The 21,357-nt window shown below is 47.3% G+C and carries 16 protein-coding genes and 1 pseudogene; 3 read left to right on the forward strand and 14 right to left on the reverse strand.

Annotation, left to right across the window (positions count from 1 at the left end; genetic code table 11):
• Nucleotides 1–93: 93 nt before the first annotated feature.
• From ACFFT4_RS07895 to bcp, 5 genes are all read right to left on the reverse strand, one after another.
• A complete protein-coding gene (locus ACFFT4_RS07895; protein ID WP_378046530.1) occupies nt 94–1,158 on the reverse strand; it encodes an ABC transporter substrate-binding protein in 1,065 nt (354 codons plus the stop codon).
• Nucleotides 1,159–1,360: 202 nt separating this feature from the next.
• On the reverse strand, nt 1,361–2,167 hold the full coding sequence (locus ACFFT4_RS07900) for an ABC transporter ATP-binding protein (RefSeq protein WP_378046532.1): 807 nt from the start codon (nt 2,165–2,167) through the stop codon (nt 1,361–1,363).
• A 55-nt stretch (nt 2,168–2,222) separates the two neighbouring features.
• The gene (locus ACFFT4_RS07905) at nt 2,223–3,482 is read right to left on the reverse strand and encodes an MFS transporter (protein WP_378046533.1); all 1,260 of its coding nucleotides are present in this window, start codon (nt 3,480–3,482) and stop codon (nt 2,223–2,225) included.
• A 77-nt stretch (nt 3,483–3,559) separates the two neighbouring features.
• Nucleotides 3,560–4,261, reverse strand: coding sequence for a FadR/GntR family transcriptional regulator (locus ACFFT4_RS07910; RefSeq protein WP_378046535.1), 702 nt, complete (start codon nt 4,259–4,261; stop codon nt 3,560–3,562).
• 70 nt (nt 4,262–4,331) lie between these two features.
• On the reverse strand, nt 4,332–4,889 hold the full coding sequence (bcp, locus tag ACFFT4_RS07915) for a thioredoxin-dependent thiol peroxidase (RefSeq protein WP_378046537.1): 558 nt from the start codon (nt 4,887–4,889) through the stop codon (nt 4,332–4,334).
• A 294-nt stretch (nt 4,890–5,183) separates the two neighbouring features.
• Here bcp and ACFFT4_RS07920 point away from each other — a divergent pair, with 294 nt between their 5' ends.
• From ACFFT4_RS07920 to ACFFT4_RS07930, 3 genes are read left to right on the forward strand one after another with little or no spacing between them, the layout of a single operon-like run.
• Nucleotides 5,184–7,175, forward strand: coding sequence for an Ig-like domain-containing protein (locus ACFFT4_RS07920; RefSeq protein ID WP_378046539.1), 1,992 nt, complete (start codon nt 5,184–5,186; stop codon nt 7,173–7,175).
• A 37-nt stretch (nt 7,176–7,212) separates the two neighbouring features.
• Nucleotides 7,213–12,534, forward strand: coding sequence for an endonuclease toxin domain-containing protein (locus ACFFT4_RS07925; RefSeq protein WP_378046540.1), 5,322 nt, complete (start codon nt 7,213–7,215; stop codon nt 12,532–12,534).
• Nucleotides 12,535–12,544: 10 nt separating this feature from the next.
• Complete coding sequence (locus ACFFT4_RS07930) at nt 12,545–12,982, forward strand: hypothetical protein (RefSeq protein ID WP_378046542.1); 438 nt, start codon at nt 12,545–12,547, stop codon at nt 12,980–12,982.
• Between the two features lie 685 nt (nt 12,983–13,667).
• On the opposite strand, the gene ACFFT4_RS07935 is transcribed toward ACFFT4_RS07930, so the two are convergent.
• The 9 genes and pseudogenes from ACFFT4_RS07935 to ACFFT4_RS07975 all read right to left on the reverse strand — a co-directional run.
• Nucleotides 13,668–14,342, reverse strand: a complete 675-nt coding sequence (locus ACFFT4_RS07935) for a M48 family metallopeptidase (RefSeq protein WP_378046695.1) — start codon at nt 14,340–14,342, stop codon at nt 13,668–13,670.
• A 100-nt stretch (nt 14,343–14,442) separates the two neighbouring features.
• Nucleotides 14,443–14,859: a hypothetical protein gene (locus ACFFT4_RS07940; protein ID WP_378046543.1), complete on the reverse strand. Its 417-nt coding sequence runs from the start codon at nt 14,857–14,859 to the stop codon at nt 14,443–14,445.
• A gap of 272 nt (nt 14,860–15,131) precedes the next feature.
• Nucleotides 15,132–15,614: a hypothetical protein gene (locus tag ACFFT4_RS07945; protein WP_378046545.1), complete on the reverse strand. Its 483-nt coding sequence runs from the start codon at nt 15,612–15,614 to the stop codon at nt 15,132–15,134.
• Between the two features lie 228 nt (nt 15,615–15,842).
• Nucleotides 15,843–16,781 (reverse strand): DUF2971 domain-containing protein, encoded by a 939-nt coding sequence (locus ACFFT4_RS07950; RefSeq protein WP_378046546.1) that lies wholly within the window; start codon nt 16,779–16,781, stop codon nt 15,843–15,845.
• Between the two features lie 245 nt (nt 16,782–17,026).
• Complete coding sequence (locus tag ACFFT4_RS07955) at nt 17,027–17,665, reverse strand: DUF4145 domain-containing protein (RefSeq protein WP_378046548.1); 639 nt, start codon at nt 17,663–17,665, stop codon at nt 17,027–17,029.
• 424 nt (nt 17,666–18,089) lie between these two features.
• On the reverse strand, nt 18,090–18,446 hold the full coding sequence (locus tag ACFFT4_RS07960; RefSeq protein WP_378046550.1) for a hypothetical protein: 357 nt from the start codon (nt 18,444–18,446) through the stop codon (nt 18,090–18,092).
• A 517-nt stretch (nt 18,447–18,963) separates the two neighbouring features.
• Nucleotides 18,964–19,968: a WG repeat-containing protein gene (locus ACFFT4_RS07965; protein WP_378046552.1), complete on the reverse strand. Its 1,005-nt coding sequence runs from the start codon at nt 19,966–19,968 to the stop codon at nt 18,964–18,966.
• 664 nt (nt 19,969–20,632) lie between these two features.
• Nucleotides 20,633–20,866, reverse strand: a pseudogene (locus ACFFT4_RS07970) (RHS repeat-associated core domain-containing protein); the annotation flags it as partial.
• Between the two features lie 163 nt (nt 20,867–21,029).
• Nucleotides 21,030–21,357: hypothetical protein (locus ACFFT4_RS07975; RefSeq protein WP_378046554.1), on the reverse strand; the 328-nt coding region annotated here is incomplete at its 5' end.

A 21,357-nucleotide genomic window follows, 5' to 3' on the forward strand; every position in this document is an offset into this window, starting at 1 on the left:
CCGTTCGCCCGCTCGACGACCTCGGATCGGGCTGACCGGCGACCGCGTCTCCCTGCCGGTTACCGCCGTATAAGCGGCGTCCTGCCGCGGCGCTTAGCTGGTGAAGATATCCTTGAACTTGTCCAGCCAGATTTGGCTGTTCTGCAGCGTTTTATCGATATCCTCGGGAACGATCTTGAAGGCCGAGATTTCCGCCAAACCTTCCGGCGCAGGAACGTCGTTCCGCGAAGCGCGCATGCTGAGCTCGGACGCGGTAAGCGTTTGCAGCTCCTTCGAAGTAAGGAAATCCACGAACTTCTTGGCGTTCTCCATGTTTTTGGCGCCTTTAATAATTTGAACCGTGCCCGGCGATACCATTGCTCCTTCTTTCATATACACGATCTTGACGGGCGATCCGTCCCTGATCGCCGAAGAAGCCAGTTCCTCGTGCGTCAGTCCCACCACGTATTCCCCGTCCGCGACGCCTTTCGGCGCAGCCGACGAGCTGGCCAGAAGCTTCCCGTCCAGGTTCTTCGTGAAGGCTTCGATATACTCCCATCCCTGGCTCTCGTCTCCGGCGCCGATCGTGCCCAGAATGTTGACCATATGGGAGAAGGAGGTGGAGGATTTCGCCGGATCGGCGAAGGCAATTTTCCCTTTCAAGCGCGGATCGAGAAGATCCTCGTAGCCTTCGATTTCGATGTCGCCGATCAGCTTGGTGTTGACGATCAGCACCATCGGAATAATGTTATTTCGGGTGATCATACCTTCCGTATTTTTCGTCGAATCCAGTTGAGCGCTTTCATTCGGCGAAAGATAAGGCTCGAATAACTCCATCTTCGGCGCGATTACGGAAACGACGCCGCCCCACTCGATGTCTCCCAGCGGATTGGCTTGTTCGGCTTCGATTCTCTTTAACAGCTCTCCCGTGCCTGCCGTGACAAGCTCAACCTTGATGCCGGTTTTGGCTTCGAATTCGGGAATGCAGGCATTGAGTACATCCTGAGCCGCGGCCGTATACACGACCAGCTTGCCGGAGTCCTTCGTCTCTGCTTTGTTCTCCTCGGTTGTTCCGGCGCTTTCCTTGCCCGATGAATTTTCCTTTGTCGTCGATCCCGAACATCCGACAACGGCGATCCCCATGCAAATTGCCATCAATAATGCCGCAATTCTTTTCATTGTCTGCCTCCTTGGGTTGGATTCGCCTTTAATGATAAGGGTTCGATTCAACCGCAACAATCCGATAAAAGGGTACAATTGTCCTCAAAAATGAACCGGCCTTGCCCAAACATACGGGATTACTGAAAAAAACTCCCTTCTATTTGCGAACAACGCAAATAAAAGAGAGCAATGTCCTGCCGCAAACGATTCGCGGCGTTCGTTAATCCAGCTCGCGCTCGGGATCGTGCCCCGTCCAGGTCAGGATTGCGCGTTCGTTATGCCAGTGTACGGAGATGCCGGTCTCGAAAAAATCGCTCAAAATCGGTTCTGTCAGCACGTCCTTCGTCTCGCCCGCGCGGAACACTTCGCCTCTGCGCATCAGCAGGCAATGACCAAAAAGCGGCACAATCTCCTCCGTATGATGCGTAACGAAAACGAGATTCGGCGCGTCCGGCCGACGCGCAAGCCGCTCGATGCTGGCAAGCAGCTGCTCCCGCGAGATAAAATCGAGTCCGTTGCAGGGCTCGTCCAGGATCAGCAGCTTCGGCGACGCCATCAGCGCCCTGGCAATGAGCAGCTTCTGTTTCTCCCCCTGCGAGCAGGTCAGATACGCCCGGTCGATCAGATGCGAGCAGCGGAGCTGCTCCATGAGCTCGATCGCGTATTCCTCGTCCTCCTTCGTCGGCTCGTCGTACAGTCCGATCGAAGCGAACTTGCCGCTCAGCACGACCGACTGCGCCTTGTCGCCGCCGTGCAGCTTCTCCTGCAAGGAAGAGCTGACCCAGCCGATCGATTTGCGCAGCTCGCGCAGGTCGACGGTGCCGAATGGACTGTCGAACACGCTGACCGTTCCTTGCGTCGGCCACAGGTAACCGTTGATCATATTGAGCAGCGTCGTTTTGCCGGAACCGTTCAGACCCAGAATCGCCCAATGCTCCCCTTTGTTCACCGTCCAATTGACGTTATGCAGCAGCGTCTTCCGATCTCTGCGCCACGACAGGTTGGCGACCTCGATCATCTTCTCCATGATTCGTTCCCCCGTAACGGCGCCGCTCCGCGGAGCGGCGCGCGAGCAATATCGTTTATCCTTTGATCGCGACCGACGATGCGTCCGGCGCAGCGGACAGCGCCTGAAGCTTGCGATCCGTCGGCAGGAAGGCGGCCAGCAAACCGAGCAGCGGCAAATAGGCGCAAACCTGAATGACCACGTCGATGCCGGACAGGTCCGCCACCTTCCCGAGCACGGCCGAGCCGACTCCGCCGAGTCCGAACGACACTCCAAACACAAGCCCCGAGACGGTGCCGACTTTATTCGGGAGCAGCTCCTGCGCGTAAACGACGATAACCGAAAATCCCGACATTAAAATAAAGCCGATAAAGATGCACAAGACGACCGCCCAGAACACGCTGTTGACATAGGGAAGCAGCAGAGAGAACGGAGCCGTGCCCAGAATCGAGAACCAGATCATGTTGCGCCGTCCCATCCGGTCGGCCAGCGGTCCGCCGAAGAACGTCCCGGCCATGCCGGCAAACAGCAGCGCGAACAAAATCAGCTGCGCCTGATCGACCGAGATGCCGAAGCGATCCATCGCGTAGAACGAATAGAAGCCCGTCATGCTGGCGATATAGACGAACTTGGAGAACAGCAGCATCAGCAAAATGATCAGCGAAACGCCGACAATCTTCCCTCGCGCGCCGACAGGTCCGGCAGCCGCCTCCTTCTTGGCCGGCTTCGGACGAGCGGCAAGATTGGCTTTATACCACTGAGCGACCTTCGTCTGGATGATCAGAGCGACAATGGCGGCGATCGTGAACCAGGCGATGCCTTTTTGCCCCAGTGGAACGAAAATCAACGCGGTCATGACCGGCGCAAGCGCCTGGCCCATATTGCCGCCGACCTGGAAGATCGACTGCGCCAGCCCGCGCCTGCTTCCGGCGGCCAGGTAGGCGACCCGCGACGACTCCGGATGGAGCACCGACGACCCGATCCCGATCAGGGTGACGGCAAGCATGATGTAGAGGAAGGACGGCGCGAACGCAAGTCCCGCAACCCCCGCCAAAGTGAACAAAATGCCGATCGGCAGCAGGTACGGCTTCGGCTTCGTATCGGTATACAGGCCGATCAGCGGCTGCAAAATCGAAGCCGTCACGTTCAGCGCAAAGCCGATCCAGCCGATCTGCGAGAACGACAAGCTGAGCGATTCATGTAAAATCGGGAACATGGCGGGCACGACGGACTGAATCGCGTCGTTTAACAAGTGCACGGAGCTGATCATGAATAAAACGGAAAATACGGTCATATGCCGGGCTTGCTGCCCGACGCTTGCTGTGGCGGAGCTCATGTTGGCATCATCCTTACATGGTGAAATGAATTAAACATCTTATCATCAGACGTTTAAAAGCAAAATTGTAGACGAGATCAGCTCGTCTCGCCAAACAGTTCTTCCAGCGTTCCCTTCAAATAGCGGGACGCGCTCGCTACGGCAGCCTCCGCATTGCGATCGCGAATGCTCTCATATAGCTGAATATGCGCCTCCGTCTGCGGATTGTGCCCTTCGGGATTGGCGAAAATCGTAGCCAGCGTCTCGCGCACGAATACGGAAAGCGACTTGTACAAGTCGATGACGACCGCATTTTTGCTGGCGATGGATACCGCGACGTGGAAGCGGATGTCGGCCTCGATGTACGTCTTGATGTCCTTGTCCTCCAGAGCCTGATTGCGCGTGTCCAGATGCTCCTTGATCGCGGCGAGATCGTTCTCGTCCCGGCGCTGCGCGGCCAGCCTGGCAATTTCCAGCTCCATCATCTGCCGAACCTCGTACACCTCCATAATCTCCGCTCTTCTCAGCCTGCTGTCCAGCGGCTCCTGAATGGCGGCGACATGCTTGAGGTAGGTGCCGAAGCCCTGCTTCTTCTCGAGCAGCCCGGCATGGACGAGCACGCGGACCGCTTCGCGGATCGTCGAACGCCCGACATGGAACTGCTCCATCAGCTCGGGCTCCGTCGGAATTTTGTCTCCGGGCGCGATATCTCCCGAGGAAATTTTCTTCTGCAGCTGCTGGACGACCGCGTCGACAAGAGGTTTTCTGGGAACGGAGGAAAAGCTCACCTTCGAATTCATCTGATCATCTCCTGTTTAAAGGATTCTATCACATGCCGGTCTCCGCGGCTACCGCTAATTTTGCGAAGTTTCATTCTTCTTTAAGCGCCTGCCTCACGTTGTCCACGTGCCCCTTGACCCGTATATTGCGCCACTCCTGCGCCAGCCGGCCTTGTTCGTCGATCAGAAACGTAGACCGCACGATGCCCATATAGGTTCGGCCGTACAGCTGCTTCTCCTGCCAGACGCCGTACAGCTCGCAGACGCGATGGTCGGGGTCGGACAGCAGCAGGAACGGCAGCTCGTACTTCTCCGTAAACTTGTAATGCCTCTTGAGCTCGTCGGTGCTGACGCCAAGCACGACGGCGTTCAGCCCTTCATATTCGGAGCCGGCGTCCCGGAAGTCGCACGCCTGCTGCGTGCAAGCCTGGGTCATATCCTTCGGATAAAAATAAAGTACAACCTTGCGTCCGCGATAATCGCTCAGCTTAACCGTTCCTCCGTTGGTGGCGGGAAGCTCAAAGTCGGGCGCGGGTTGTCCGATCTGCGGTTGGGCGTCGTTAGGCTGTTGCTGCGACTGTTGCTGCAATTGTTGTAACTGTTGCGATTGATTGGATTGTTGCGATTGCGACTGCTGCTTTTTCACCATGCTCGCGACTCCTTCGAAACCTGTTCTCCCTTCTATTATAGAGCACATTACCTGAAGGAGCGAGCATCGGATTCCTCGTCCTGGCGCACAAGAATTTGCATGCTTCGCTGCCGGGTGCGGCGGCCATCAAGCCTTCATTATTCGATTACATTCGACAAATTATCCCTCTTTACCTATTCATTTACTTTTTGCTATTATTCAATTGGGATAATAACCCATAAATTACTATGTAAGATACTAAAGTTCTATTTGTGGGATATTAACTCCAAAAAACGTGTTGGAGGGTGATGATTTATGAAGCTTGGCCGTTCGAAAAAGCTGCTATTCGCAGCCGCATTCCTCGCAGGGATAGGCTCCTTCCTCCCGAATTTTGCGAGAGTGCACGCGGAAGATGTCGATTTTCTCCAGGTTGTTTCGACCCATCCGACTTCTTCCGATACGGAGGTTTCCGTTACGGAATCCGTGTACGTTTATTTTAACGAGCCGATTCAGCCCGGACCTTCTTTCTCTTCCATTGCTCTGGGTACGGACGCCGGGCAGTCGGATACTTCAACGATCCTGCGCGATAACGAACTGATTATTACTCCCGATCAGCCTCTCGCCTACGACGCTACCTACCTGCTAAGCCTTCCACATGATGCGGTGCAGAGCCTGTCAGGCGCATCATTGGAGCAGCCTTACTCTCTTTCGTTCACCACGATCAGCGCCTCTTTGCTAACCTTTGCTCCGACTCCTGCGCCTAACGCCGTATCCGTTCCTGTTAACCAGGAGCTCTCTATTTTATTTAATCAAGAGATTTACGAAGGGCGGAATTTTGCGGGGATCGAGCTTCAAAGAGAAGGACCTCCTCAATCCGTCACCGCTTCCGTTTACGGCAACACGCTGCATCTGGTGCCAGATCCGGGATTGGAACCTAGCGTCACCTATTCCGTCTACCTCCCGCAAGGGGCGGTGGAAAGTGCGACGCATGCCGAAAATCCGGCCATCTATTTCCAATTCACTACCGAAGATGCCACCGGTCCCTCCGCTATCGATACTTACGAGCCTAACGATACGCCGGAAACCGCTTTTGCCATCGATACGGGAATCGCCTACAGTTCCTATATTTCACATGGGGCGGATATCGATTATTACGTCATTCACGCCACCAGGAACGCAGAGCTCCGGTTCACTCTCGACGTGCCGCAAGCGAACCGATATCGCTTATACCTGTATGACGAAGCGGGGATGCTGCCGACTTCCGGCTCGGACCAAATTTCAGTTGCCGCTCAATCGGGAGAAGATTACCTAATCCGCGTCTCCGGAGACGACGAAACGGACTACGGCATCGTTCCCTATACCTTGACGGCTTTCTATCGGGTAGACCCGCCGCAGGCGCTCCGCATCGAATCCCATTCCGGCGCCAATGCCGTACTGGCATGGGACCCGGTAGACGTACAATGGGGATCTGTAACCTACGATCTGTACCAGGATGGGCAATGGCTCCTGTCGACCGATCAAACCACGGTTCAGTTACAGAACCTGGAGGGCGGAGCAACCGTTCAATATACGGTCAGAGCCCGGAACGGAGTCGATCTGGACTCCGCGGACAGCGAAGCGGTGTCCATGCTGCTGTTCGGAGACGACATCGTACCGCCTTCGAAGCCAAATCTTGTGCTGAGCGCGGAGGATTGGACGAATCAGGACGTGACTGCGACGATCGTTCATGGAACGGACGCTTACAGCGGGGTTTGGAAAAGCCAATACAAAATTGGAGACGAAGGCGTTTGGACGGATTACGCAGACCCGATCCTCATCCAATCGGAAGGAGAGACCCGTCTGTTCGCCCGGACGATCGACAACGCCGGCAATATCGGCGAAGAAGAGAGCGCCGTCGCGAAGATCGACCGGACGCCGCCAACCGCGCCGGCTAAACTGATAAAAATGCTGACAGGCGGATCGGAAATCACGATCGGCTGGTCCGAGTCGGAGGATAATGTCGGGATTATCGGCTATCAGATTTTTAACGACGGCGTGCTGCTCGGCGATACGGAGGATTTGCGAGCGAATCTTACCGGCCTGCTTCCCTCCTCCGTCTATCGAGTAACCGTCAGAGCGTTCGATGCGGCCGGAAACTATTCGAACTTTAGCAACGAGCTGCGAATGACAACCTTCCAACAGCCTGTTTATACTTACGACACTCAAGGAAACGGACGATTGATCCGGATTCAATATGAAAACGGAACGGCCATAACGTTCCAGTACGACGCCAACGGCAACCTGACTCAAACGTCGATGCAGCCATAACCGCACGCATGATGAAGAAAGGAGAACTGATGTAGCTATGAAAAAAACAATTGCCCTCTTCCTGTCCTTACTTATGCTGGCCCAGCTTGTGCCGCCCGAGACCGTTCGCGCCTCCGACGCGAACGCCGCCGCCAAAGCAATCCGCATGACTTCGGGGGACACGGGACGTATCGAACTCCCCCAGAATTCGCATGAGCTAAGCGTGGACTGGCTTACAAGCCGTTATTCCGTATCCGAGTCGGAGATTATGGAGCAATTGGTCAAAGGCTATGAATTGACCGATGTGCGCCAAGCGCTTGAAAAAACAAAGAACAAGCCTTTAACTGCCGCGCTGTCCGAGCTTGATCCGCAAGTGGATGCGCAGTGGGAACAGGCACGGGAAGCGATCGAACGCATACAGCTTGAAGATGTTCAGACCGAGGCCAAGTCCGGGGCCCTAGAGAAGCGCAATGCCGCCAAGCTTCCGTCGGCTTCCATGGACAAGCCCGCCCCTGGCGAACGGAAGTCCGAATCCTCCGACAGACCGGTCGTGCGGATTGGGGAGGAAAGTCCGGAAGAGAACTTGCAAGCTCGCGGCATGACGACTATGGCTGCCGGAGAACCGCCGCTTCCGAACCTGGCCTCCAATTACGATCAGGCCGCGGCGGGCCTGCTGAACGTTCGGACGGATCAAGCGCCGTTCAGTATTGCCAATGGAGGCGAGCAAATTTCCACGATGACCGGGGAGCTTACGATTCGGAACACGGACATGACCTTGCCCGGGCGCAATGGACTTTCCTTCTCGCTGGATCGAGTATATAACAGCGGCGACGCCAAATATTACGAGGATAACGTGAGCTGGCGCTTATTCCAGCGCAAATGGTTCTTTCCGGTCGTTAACCTGTACATTGAGGCGGTCGATGCCAACGGTATTCATCATTCCTCCGGCTTGGGCTATATCCCGATGTTCTACGAATCGCAGTATGTTTTGTTCAACAATATTTATTGGGAATTCACGCCTCCGGCCATGGTTGGCTTCGAATATGCCGACGAGAGCAATCTGCTCCACGCGGCGGAGCAGCAGATGCAGGGCTACATCAACAACACGCCATGGAGGGGTTACCGCTCAGCGTACGGCGTCACCTTGTATTACTACATGTTCCCGACCGGCCAGGTTGTGGAGATCCCTTTCGAACACGAGACGTTGACGCAAGGCTACGAGAACAAAGCGGTCACAACCGTTGACGCGGAAAAACGCTTCCCGCTCGGCAAAGGCTGGTCCTGGGATCTTCCTTATATCAAAACTCAGAACGGCAAAAAATATATAACGATCAGCGGGGTCGGCACCTACGAGATTTCCGCGACGAATACGCTTGTCGGATATCCCTGGAAGGATCTGACGTTCGGCTCCGACAACACGGTAACGGTCAACGGCAAGACATCCGCTTACGTACTGAAATCCTTATCCGGGCTTAAGCAATATTTTTCCGGAGACGGGAAATTGATCCGCCAAGCCGACAACTACGGGAATACGATCGATTTTCAATACTCGAATGTTTCGCCTTACGGCGAAGTGCTGACACGGGTAACCGACGCGCTCCAGAACACGATTAATATCGCTTATACTACGACGAAGGTCACCCTTACCTCCGGGGATCGGACGGTTGTCTACAATAAAGCTCAAGCTCCCGGCAACAAAGAGTTCCTGGGCTCCGTGACGGATGCCGGCGGGCGGACGACCTTTTACGGCTATCATCTGGAGAATACGAATTTCAACCTTCTCGGCTCCGGATATGCGGACGGCGAAAATTACAGCCTGCTCTTGGACGCCGTGTATCACCCGACGGGAGCGACGACGAATTATACGTACGCTTCGACCAGACAGCAATTCGGACAGCAGGCGAGCGGCACAACCTGGTACGTCACTTCGCGGGAGGACGTCGTAGATTATATCGAGGGCACGCAAGAACGGGGCAATCGAATTACTTTTACGCATACCGGATTTCCGAACTCGACCTACGGCGTCAACACTTCCTTTACTTCTACAGTCAACAACGGCTTGACGCAGACAACCTATACGTATAAGAAGACATTTATCGACCAGAATACGCCTGCCGTATTCTATAATACGAATGTTTCCGAAAAAGCGGGAAACGCGACGCGCACGACTTCGTTAACCTATGACGAAACTCGAAGGCTCCCCGTCCCGAACCAGACGACAGCGCAGTATACGGAAGCTTCCTCCTCATCGCCTGCAGTGACAACCTCTGCAAGCTATGACGACTATGGCAATGTACTGACGTCTACCGATCCATACGGCACAACGACAACTTACGCCTATGACCCGACGACTCATTTGTTGAAGAGCGCAACAGAACGAGTAAACGCCGCCCAGTCGCGGTATTCCGAGTATACCCGCAACTCCCAAGGCAGTGTCACGGAAATCGCGATCCGGGAAAACAATGCTTCCGGCAGCTTGAGGCAGCGTATGACGTTCGGGCTGGATACGTATGGAAATACCGTTCAAGTCACACTCCAGGACGACAATCGCAATACGGTCATTCAATATGAATACGGCAGTCAATATCAACAGGGCTTCCCTACCAAGCAATCTACTGTCGTCACCGATGCAGACGGGCAATCGACCGCCATCGTGCAGCAGATGGAATACAATCCGTTAACCGGGCAGTTGACCAAACTGACAGACGGCAAAGGTTACGCGACTTCGCTCGTATACGACAAGCTCGGGCGCGTCACGCGTCAAGTTTTGCCCGATGGAAGCCAAACCAACATCGTTTATGACGACGTATTAAACCAGGTGACCGTCACGGACATGCTTGGCCGGATTACGCAATCGTTGTATAGTCCGTTCGGATGGCTTAAGTATCAAACCCTGCTTGGCGGCTACTCCTCCTATGGTTACGACGCTTACGGAAGGCAGATTTGGAGCGAGGACGCCAAACGTCAGCGCACAAGCTTCCAATACGACGCTTGGGGGCGTCTGACCCGAACGACGAATGCCGACAACACCTTCAGCCAAATGCAATACAACGATATTCAACTGACAAAAACGGCCATTGACGAAAGCAATCGATCGCTGCGGGAAGTTTACGATCTGGGCGGACGGTTGTTGAGGACCGAGGAAATGAAGCCGACAGGCGCCGTCGTTCTATCCAGTCAAACCTATGATCTGGGCGGACGAGTCGTCTCCTCAACCGATGCCGGAGGCCACACAACTCAGATCAGCTACGATATTCTGGACAGGCTGACAAGCGTTACCGATCCGGAAGGCAGAACGACAAGCTACGCTTACAGCATGTCGAATAATTTAACGTCCATTACTTATCCGGACAACCGGAGTCGGCTTAAATCCTACGATGAAATCGGGCGTTTGATCCGGGAGACCGACCCGTCGGGGCAAATTACGAAATACAAATACGATGCCAACGGAAACCTGATTCAAAGCGTTGATCGTAACGGTCGTGTCATCAACTTGACCTATAATAACCGAAACTTCCTGATGAGCAGCGCCACGCCGCAAGAAACGATAAGCTTTACTTACGATGCCGAGGGCAAACGAAGAACGATGACCGACGCTACGGGTACGACGAGCTACGGCTATTACGATAACACCGCGCGTCTTCAAGGCATCGTTTACCCGGATGGAACCGAGCTGCAGTTCGACTACGACGTCCAATCTCTGGAAAGCCGGTATATCGTCGGAGACTCCCGCGTCGAGTACGGCTACGACGTCCGCAATCGGGTAAACGATCTGATGATCCAGGGCAGCGATCGCATCGAAGGCGACATGTGGTACGTCGTCGAAGCGGGCCGAATTCAGAATACGTTTAACCCTAACGGCACCTTGTCGAAAACCATTTATAACGACGGTCTGTTTGTTAAGGATTACGCATACGACGGCTTTAATTTGTCCTCCCTGTCCTACAAACGAGCGGATCAGGCTGTCATCGGCTCCTTCCAGTACGGCTACGATAACAACCGCAACATCGTCTCTCGCAGCGAAAACGGCCAGACATCCAGCTTTACGTATGACGCCTTGCAGCGTATCCTTACTTCAAGCCAGTATAGCGAGACTTATGGGTACGACGAGCGCGGCAACCGCAAGACGCTTGTCAGCGATCTGGCGCCGACCGTTCCTCTGAACTCGTACGAATACGACGATCGGGACCGGCTGATCAAGGTGATTACATCGGGCGGGCATGAAGTTCGGTATCGTTATAACGGCGACGGATTGCTGTATGAACGTTTGGAGAACGGCGTCACAACCCGTTACTACTACGACGAGCAAGGCAATCTGTTCCGTGAGGGCACCGTAATGCCGGACGGCTCCGTCCAGCTAACCGCGCGGTACATCTACGACGGCGCCGGAGGCAGCCCGCTCGCCAGAGACGACGTCGCTTCGGACGTGGTGCTCTACTATGTCAATAACGGCCATGGGGACGTCGCTGCTATCGTTGACGGGGCAGGCAACCTCGTAAATCGGTATCAGTACGACATCTGGGGCAACCCTATGGAAACGACCGAATCCATGTCGACCCCCTTCCGCTATTCCGGCGAATACTGGGACGACAGCACCGGCTTGCAGTACCTTCGCGCCAGATGGTACGATCCGAGTGTGGGGAGGTTTATTAATGAGGATAGCTATGAGGGAACCCTCAGTAATCCTTTGTCGCAGAATCTGTACACGTATGTTTTCAACAATCCATTGATCCATACTGATCCATCTGGTAATAATCCGCCTATGTGCAAACCGTCAGATTCTGCCTGTATGGATAAGTGGCGTCAAAGCAATGAAAAATTTATAAACGACTTATCCATTGGAATCGACAACGCCTTAAATGCTTATCCTCCGGCTGCAGCCACTACTGGAACAGTAGTACAAGGAGCAAAAGCTGCGGGGCAAGGCTTGAAATATCTATGGAAATTTGCAAAAACCATGTTTAAAAGTGAAGAAGCAATTGAAAGTGTTTGGAAGCTTAGTCCTTTTGAGCGCGGTGTAGAGATCGAGAAGGCTTTAGGTGGGTGGAACAACAATTTCCCTGTTATCGACAAAGCCGGAGATATTGTGAATGGTTACCGAACAAGTATCACCAGCATTAAATCATTAGATCTATCTGCAAAATCCTATCAAAGCGGAAATACTGTCTATTCTACAATCATGGGGTATGCAAATAAATTGGCTAAATTTGAAACAACTTCTTATGGAGGTACGACAATAAGGGTGAATTCATCAACACAACGAATACTTGAGTTAGCAATCCCTAACAGCGCATCGCAGATTCAATTGGAACAGATAAAGGGCGCTGTAACTCATGCGGGTAAAATAGGCATACAAGTCATAATTAAAATTTTTGAATAGAGGTGCTGATATGGAACATGCTTTTAAGAATGTCGATGTATATGTGGATAATTCCGAAAATTTAATTGCAATCCCTCATGGGCACTCTAAGAAATACAGTATGGCGGGATTAGATATTATTTTGACTCTTTCATCGCCCTATGACGATGAACAACTTGCAATATTTCTAGAAGATGCTATGAGCAAATGCTTCTGTCAGGAAGCAGATGATAACTCTGGTTTAAGTTCACTTGAGAAGCATCTACAGATAAAAGGATACTCAAAAGCGACGAAAAGCAGAAGATTAGTCGGATTCGAATGGTTTGCTGATCAAGGATATGTATTAATGCCGACACAGAAAAAAAGAGGCTTTGTTCATATGGAAGGAAAAAAAATCAATCTAGGCCATGAAGTAAGCAAAGAAACACTGGCGGCTGCATTTAGAGAAGCGATGGCTATCTCTATTTAGAAGGAATAACGATTCGGCTACCGCCGGGCTAATCCCCCCTAGCCTTGCGGCAGCATAAAAAACCTAACCCTAGCCTGATGACCAGAGCAAACGGCTTGCCCACAAGTTGATTCTCCCGCAGGAGTGGCTTGCAGCCTTTCATTTTCGTTAGACAGATTTCCTGTCTCCAACGTTTAGAAAGGCTGTAAGCCGCCCTGCGGCTCGTGAATTAACAGCGGGCAAGCCGTTTTTCATCAGGTTTGGGCCATGGCGCGGCTGTCGCCGGGCCAACAAAATCTAACCCCAGCCTTGCGGCAGCATAAAGAACCTAACCCCTAACCTGATGACTAGAGCAAACGGCTTGCCCACAAGTTGATTCCCCGCAGGAGTGGCTTGCAGTCTTTCATTATCGTTGGACAGATTTCCTGTCTCCAACGTTTGGGAAGGCTGTAAGCCGCCCTGCGGCTTATGAATCAACAGCGGGCAAGCCGTTTGTTTCCATCCGGTTCGGGTTCAAGACAATTGGTTGTCACCGTCAGGTACGATCTTAAACCCTTTCGCCTCCGGCGCTAAGCAATTGATTTAAAGACCTTCCCCCTCCCCCAGTTTTGATTGTAATGCTTCGAAGATTTGAGAAAATCCCCCCTTATGCTGATGTTTTAGTATAATGTCCTACATACAGGTTACGTTGAGTAATGTTGAGTAATTAATCGCCGCTCCATCCTTTTCCTGAAATTGCCCATTTTAATGTCTGGATGAAATGTTTTATATATTCTTTGTATGACCATTTCCTATAGTTCTGAAGCAGGTGAATTCTGTAATTCAAACTAGGATGTGTATGCCATCTACTGTACCTTTCAGGTAGTTTTTTATACCAAGGTGTATTTGAATCCATATCTTTATCCTGCATTCTTTTGAGGAGCTTTAACAATCCCAGTCTGATTTCAGGAATTAACTCACATGCTAGTCTATCTGCACGCATTTCTCGAATCTGATACCAATATCCATGTTTGTCGTATAGCAAGTAAATAAAAACAGCAAAAAATCCAGCCATTACAACAGGTAATACTAAAACCAAAACCAGTGCTACATATACAAAATATGTTTTAATAAGGTCTATGATATGTACATATAAGAGCATTCCAGAGAAAAAAGTAAATATTACGCTCATAGAGAACAAAGTGCCTTTAAAGTTATAATCTTTACACTTAATATGCATCAGTTCGTGAGCAACTAAAGCTTTTAACTCTTCATCTGAAAATTCTTCACAAGCTTCAGTTGTTAAAACAATAGCATCTCCTTTCAGGTGGTACCAGGGTTTTATTAATGCATAACCCGGAGATCTATTACTAATAGTTATTAAAAGCTCAATGTTATGCATTCTCAACTGTTCTTGAGTACCCTTAAAAATTTTCACTACTCGCTTGTTCGGAGGAAACAGTAGAGTTTCTCTTATTAATTTCCTAATCAATGTTTTACGCTTAAAAAGTACGACTGATATACGGCCAATGAACAATGTAAAATAATTCTTCAACCCCCGAGATTAATTGCTCTATAATTGACCTCTGATCTATATTTTTGTGTTCAAACGGGAGTTCGGTTTCATTTCGATCAAGTTGTTCTTCGAGCTTATCCATTTCTTTAGACCATATTTTTGACCACCTATTACCTGTTATTACTAAAGCAGCTATCATCATAAGATGATAAAAGATTGGTGCGTTCGATTGAAAAAAAGTTACAACGATTACTGGGGGAACTATGTGCGACAATAAAATGATTAAAAATAAAAATGACTGCTCGATATTCCTTTTTTCAAAAACTTTTTTTGCTATTGAAAGTAAGTGAGCATAAGCGAATAAGTTGCCAAGCATAAAACTGATGGAATAAATGACTCCCATTTTCTTTCCTCCATATATTTAGATACAGCTAAGAGGAACATTAATCTAGGAAATATAAGCTGTGGGCAAGTTTTAAAGCTTGACCACGCACCGACAAGTATAAACCGCCTCTCAGGTTTCTCACTTTATTGGAACTCTGTTTCTTCCGGAAATAAGTGTAAGCGTCTGTTCATTTCTACTAAGCTTTGACCTACGATATTAGACTGCAAGTACTCTCTGGAATACTTCTTATATCGTTGAACTTACTGTAGTCCTAGGGGTAATATGAACTCTTAGTATAATTTCGAATATTCTCCATTAATAAATTCAAGCATCTTATTATATGAAACATATGATTTTTCAGCATATTGTCTTTCCATTTCTCCGGCGAACTCTTCCATACTATAATTTGAATCTATATCTCTCACTAACTTCCTTATGTCATCATCAATTAAATGATAGTTTTGATAAAGCAACGGTCTAATATTATCAAAATAGTTCTTATAGTGAAAATCTGTAGGATCGTGAATTAAAACGTAAACTTCTCCTGAAACCTTCAATATTTGATTATAAATTTCGTACTTTTTATTGATTTGTTCCCGAATAAGTTCCGACTCTATTTTTTGTTTCTCCCATAATAATTGATCATTTAATTTATCTCTCTCATTACTTAAGCTATTTTTGTTAATTCTAATTGCAGCGTAAAAACCGATCGCTGAGGCTGCAACAGTGGCTATTGCAGTAATTAAATTTCCTATCCATTGTAGATCTGCCAAGGGGGAACAACACTCGCTTTCAAAATGATTTCACGCCAATTTCTTATAACGTTCTTGTATTAACGACGTCGCGATGCGGTTAGGGAGTTGGACGTGTCCGGATGATTTTGCTTCCCTGTTATTGAAAATGAAACTTCGATTCTACTTCTAACTCCGGCCCGGACCGAGGGGCGAATGTCCCGAAGCGTGAATATGGTGTATCTGAAGGTGCAAACTTTTTCGAGCTACTTAATACCTTAATGGAATATTGGAATGGCTTATCATAATATTTTTGTATCCTTTATTATTCAAAAAAGACTTGATACCTTTAATAGCTACATCCATGTTATTTTTAGGTCCAATATTCACACTCTCTATTGGTAAATTCCCCTTAAAACCAAGCTCAAGGAATGGAATAAATACGCCATTATTAGTTCTAAATTGAATAGTATTTGAAGTTGATCCCTTTACACTAAGGATAATTCTATACTCCTCTTCCTGATGGTATGTTGGATCCTTAAACATTAATATGTTATTACCTAAGCACCACAATAAATTTAAGAAATGTTGTTCAAAAGTGGATTCCTCTTCGTATTCATGAAGATCATCTATAGCTAACAATATCTTGTGTAAAAAGTCTTTCTGCTGTTTGAAATCATACTCAACATTCCCAGCGAACAAAAAATACGTATTGTCTTTACGTTGAATATATCTTTCCCTATTTATTTTTCTGTTTGTTTTGATTAAGACCGATTCTTCCCAAATATGCTCATGGAACAATCTTTTAAGATTCATCTGAATATTGTATCCAGTGAAATTAGAATATATCCCCCAAAGAGCTAATGAGTCTTTATTGATAGATAAACTTAAGATGAATGAATTTTTGATAAAACTATTAATTAGTCTCAAAATGACTTTAAATTTTCTAGCATAAAGGTGATTCCAATTATGATTGTTATAAACTTGTTTCAACAAATTAATTGAATGAATGATCTCGTTTCGGTCATTAAGAAAATCGCTCCTTGTGAATCTCAAGGAATTATTATTAATAATCTGTTCTAGTGAATTGATGCTAGTGTAATGAAAATAGCTACCATTAAAGAATGTATCTATGTCTGGAATCAAGGGATGGATTCTATCTGCATAAAATTGTAAGTATTCAAATGCTTTCTTTTTGTCAACTACCACGAAAACATCCCCCACATAATATGTTTTTTTGCACTTTCAGATAACGTCTCATGTATTCACGACGTCCCACCACCTTAAAGGAGCATAGCGACTGGCCGCGATGCGGTTGGGTGGTACGAATGTTTCCAGCTGATTCTGCATTCCTGCTACTGAAAAATGCCTCCCCGATTCCACTTCTAACTCTTGCCGGACCGAGGGCCGAATGGACTGATGCGTGAATATGGTGTTATACGACATACGACCTTTTATGAATTACGCTTAAGATTCCTTAATTCAGATAATAAATTTTTATATTGGTAAATCGCTTTAATTATTTCTTTGGTGAGTATGATTGAAATATTTACTTCACTATCGGATATCTGGCTGAACTCATTAGATTCAATATGTGCCGCATCATTTCCTAGTAATCTTAAATCGTCTGCTGCATCTAATAGTTCTTCTGGAAGAATTACGATGTCTCTAAGAGAAGCAATCTTTTGTTTTAAGTTATTTCCTGATGCACCTCTGTCATGGCAAATTTCTTCAAGTGTTCTTCTAATCATAATTGCTGATGAAATATAGCATTTATTCGAATGACATGTTAATGCTTCTTCAAAAGTAGACCTAATTCTATCGGGTATACCATCAGAATTAAAATCAATCTTAATTGGAGGGTAAGTATCAAAAATATCCCACTTCTGCGATTTCATAACAAAGAATAAATGACCTCTACAAATTTTATTCGGGCATCTTCTTATTCCAAGTATATGTCCTTGCGGTCCAGATGAAAGATCATATACATCATTAATTGGCCTCTCAAATGTTCCTTCTTTGCCACAATGAGGACATCTAGTACTAATTGTTCCGACATCCATTTTTGCTACAGTATTCAATGATACTTTCATTTTTTGTTCTCCTTAAGTCATTGTCGTATGTCAAAAAACGTTCTTATGTTCACGTCTTTCAACTCCCTTATGCCCATAGAGACGGCTGCGGTTAGGGGGTTGGATGTGCCCGGCTGCTTTCACTTCTCTGCAATCTAAAATGCCTCTCCGATTTCTCGTCTATCTTCTGCCGGACAAAAGGGCGAATGCCCCGATGCGTGAATAAGGTGTTAGGCGAAGTTGCGTTCTCTTTTAAGTATGTACTTCAGATCAAATCCCGACTCAGTTATGTTAAAATCATCTGAAACATATTTGTTCCCATAAACTCTTGTTTCCTCATGAATGCTCAAATAAAAAAGTCCTAAGTGTAAACAACGCTGTTGTGTTTCTCGATCAATATTCTCATATTTTAAAAAATTATTTAAATCAGAAATAAAGATTCGATCTATAACATTTGAAAAAATTTAAATTTATAGTAGTTTATCTCTTCCAGTATATAAGCTTTAAATAATATCCCTAAGTATAATGACTTTTCAATATGATCAAGCCGTTCAATCATGATAATCAGTTCTTCTCCTATTCTCTTTTTATCGTTACTATTCCCTATTTGTTCAATAAACTTAGTTCTTTTTTCATTTTCAATGGATGCTAACGAAAATAAGAATTTATGAATCTTTTTATAGAAAAACCAGTCTTTTATTTTTTGACTGATATTTATCACACTAAAAAGGTTACCTATTATTGGTATATCCTTTAATAATCCATCATCTATACTCATATCGATAAGAAATCTCAATATCATCTCTTGTTATATCTTTTAAATCATCCTTAATTACATTCAATAGATTGAATTTTGTAATACTACTATCAGACATGTGTATCCTCCCACGAATCACATATTCCTCAAAAATCTACTAATGATTTCAGCAATCTCACCTAACTAAATATTTACGAACAAATGAGTCGAATACATATTAGCATTATACCAAAATTTAGGTTGAGAAGGATTGATTTTGTCGAATCTTCGAAGCATTACAATCAAAACTGGGGGAGGGGGAAGGTCTTTAAATCAATTGATTAGCGCCGAAGGCGGAAAGGTTTAAGATCGTACCTGACGGTGACAACCAATGCCTTGAACCCGAAACGGATGAAAACAAACGGCTTGCCCGCTGTTGATTTATGAGCCGCAGGGCGGCTTACAGCCTCTCTAAGCGTTGGGGACAAGGATTCTACCCAACGGAAATGAAAGGCTGTAAGCCACTCCTGCAGAGGAGTCAACTTGTGGGCAAGCCGTTTGCTCTAGTCATCAGGTTAGGGGTTTATTGAATTTCAAATATTGTTTTTCCGCTATGCCGATTGATATATTTATACTTTCCATCCTGCAGAACAAATACTACACTACTGTCCGAGTAGTAAGACTGAATATCTACATAATCGTATTGCTGCATAGGGGCGACAAGGTCACCCTTCTTATCGATAAAACCAGACTTATCACCAATCGAGACAAGGGCAGTTCCGTTTATGAACGGAAGAGCTTCATCATATGCTCCCTCTATAACGGGATGGCCTTGGGAATCAATGTATCCCATCTTCCCGTTATTGACGATTACAGTCGTCAGGCCTTCAGAAAAAGAATCGGGGTTGGATAGACTAAACGCGATGATCAATTGTCCGCTTTTATCGATAAAGCCTGACTTCAGACTATCGATGTTCCTTACTGCCGCCATTCCCTCCGAGAAGGAATCAGGAATCATATGAACTGGCAGTTCAATAGTTGTAGTTCCAGAGGAATCAATAAAAGAATAGCGATCCTGATCAGACTTCACCCATGCAAGTCCATTACTAAACGTCCCGGACTCTACATACTGAGGTGAAATAACAATGTCGCCGGAAAAATTGATGTAACCGAATCGCGCTTCATGCTGAATTTTGATCAACTCTCCGTGTGAAGCTGCCTGTTCAATCGGTTCGTCTATCTCGAAGTTTTCTGCGATTGTTTTAATTTGGGCGCCGCTTTGATCAATTAAAAAATATCCTTTGGAATTCTTGACGAGAGATTGCCCTTTTACAAACGGACCAACAAAGTGATACTCCGGAGTAACGACTACAGAACCTTCCTCGTTAATAAATCCCCAGAAATCAGAGATTCGAACGCCAGCAAGCCCTTCGCTAAATGCATCCGCATCATCATAAAATGGTTGGATTTTAACGTTGCCTTCTTGATCAAAGTAGCCCCATTTCCCATCCTGTTCAAACGGAATTAATGTGCGTTTGAGGCCGATAGGATAAATACTCTTCAAGTGATTCTCCTGTATTGTTTTCATTCTGTCACCGCCTTTGATCTATACGTCACCAAGAAAATGCTTCTTTAATTAGGACTCGTACTACAGCTCCTGCACCTTGAACGACTTTACCCGCAATACTAAACGCACCTATAACTCCCGCCTGAGCTAGTCCAGCATTTCTGCTTCTTTCTGCATACTCATTATTTACATAGCTTCTAGCGTCGATAACGCTCAGGTTCGTTGTCTTTCCATCTTGCTTTAGATTCAAGGAGTAGTTGACAACACCCGGTGAAGTAAAGTAAACAGACATGAACAAGTTCCCATACAGGTGAAAATCTTTAACGGGGTCCAGTTCCTTACCTCTAATATAGTTTCCTTCTTCGGTATAAGCTTTTAATTGTTCTTCCGCACTGGTTCCGAAGGGTTTAACCTCCCAAATCTGATCTTTCCACATAATATCGATTTCTCGGCCGCTCTTTAATGGTACTTCAAGTGCGGGCATCAGTACCCGCCCTCCCGCAAAAGCCTTATAAACTTGTTTTGCTGCGATAATTTGAGCAATGTCATGGAAGACGGTCACATTCTGAATCCCTTTTGAGGATTCTAACCCATTGGCAATAAGAACCATTGGAGCAAGATTACCATTAGCAATTCGGCCTAAGTTATATCTAGTAGAGATACTCTGTAGTGCTTTTACTTGCATATGTCCACTTGGGTCCACATGCGTTAAAGGATTATTGCTGACATACGTGTATAGATTCAAGCTCAGCGGGTTATTAATGCTGCCCTCATAGCTATCCTCATTAATAAACCTACCCACACTCGGATCGTACCATCTGGAGCGAAGGTACTGCAAGCCGGTGCTGTCGTCCCAGTATTCGCCGGAATAGCAGAATAGGTTATGGACGGTTTCCTCCGCAACAATCGGGTTGCGATTCCGATCATTGTAGCTGTAGCTGGTCATATTCAGCTTCCGGCCATACACTGCACCAGATTGCTGTTGGCGTGTGATTGTCTTTGACAACTGATGAAAAAAATTCTAGAAAAGAAAACCACATGGAGTTGTTACACTCGCATGTGGCTTACTTAACATTAATCACCTAAGCTATGATGTTTTTGTTTTCCTTGATAGCCACCTCACATAGCTCTACCAAGCTATGCAGAAAACCGACTATTTCCTTCTTGTCTTCAAAATACTTAATGAGCGAAAATGAAACGCCTTTTAGATGACTTAACTTTTCATCACTCAATTTCTCAAATCCATAAGGGTCTAGTGAATATAAAATGCTACTCTCAGTTGGTATTCTATATCTTTCGTTATATATAGCTAAATGTATTTCATCATCAAACTGAACATATCTTGTTGAACTTAGACATTCATCCAATGTTGTGGCTATGCAAAAAGTAACCGCCAAATCCTCCCCCCCC

The sequence above is a fragment of the Cohnella cellulosilytica genome (genome assembly GCF_042431195.1).
GTDB lineage: Bacteria > Bacillota > Bacilli > Paenibacillales > Paenibacillaceae > Cohnella > Cohnella cellulosilytica.

Excerpts from the sequence above, each read along its gene's own strand:
- ACFFT4_RS07895 (WP_378046530.1), bottom strand. The coding sequence starts at position 1,158 with ATGAAAAGAATTGCGGCATTATTGATGGCAATTTGCATGGGGATCGCC.
- ACFFT4_RS07955 (WP_378046548.1), bottom strand. The coding sequence starts at position 17,665 with ATGAAAGTATCATTGAATACTGTAGCAAAAATGGATGTCGGAACAATT.
- ACFFT4_RS07910 (WP_378046535.1), bottom strand. The coding sequence starts at position 4,261 with ATGAATTCGAAGGTGAGCTTTTCCTCCGTTCCCAGAAAACCTCTTGTC.
- ACFFT4_RS07940 (WP_378046543.1), bottom strand. The coding sequence starts at position 14,859 with ATGGGAGTCATTTATTCCATCAGTTTTATGCTTGGCAACTTATTCGCT.
- ACFFT4_RS07930 (WP_378046542.1), top strand. The coding sequence starts at position 12,545 with ATGGAACATGCTTTTAAGAATGTCGATGTATATGTGGATAATTCCGAA.
- bcp (WP_378046537.1), bottom strand. The coding sequence starts at position 4,889 with ATGGTGAAAAAGCAGCAGTCGCAATCGCAACAATCCAATCAATCGCAA.
- ACFFT4_RS07965 (WP_378046552.1), bottom strand. The coding sequence starts at position 19,968 with ATGAAAACAATACAGGAGAATCACTTGAAGAGTATTTATCCTATCGGC.
- ACFFT4_RS07960 (WP_378046550.1), bottom strand. The coding sequence starts at position 18,446 with ATGATATTGAGATTTCTTATCGATATGAGTATAGATGATGGATTATTA.
- ACFFT4_RS07920 (WP_378046539.1), top strand. The coding sequence starts at position 5,184 with ATGAAGCTTGGCCGTTCGAAAAAGCTGCTATTCGCAGCCGCATTCCTC.
- ACFFT4_RS07900 (WP_378046532.1), bottom strand. The coding sequence starts at position 2,167 with ATGGAGAAGATGATCGAGGTCGCCAACCTGTCGTGGCGCAGAGATCGG.
- ACFFT4_RS07935 (WP_378046695.1), bottom strand. The coding sequence starts at position 14,342 with ATGCATAACATTGAGCTTTTAATAACTATTAGTAATAGATCTCCGGGT.
- ACFFT4_RS07925 (WP_378046540.1), top strand. The coding sequence starts at position 7,213 with ATGAAAAAAACAATTGCCCTCTTCCTGTCCTTACTTATGCTGGCCCAG.
- ACFFT4_RS07905 (WP_378046533.1), bottom strand. The coding sequence starts at position 3,482 with ATGAGCTCCGCCACAGCAAGCGTCGGGCAGCAAGCCCGGCATATGACC.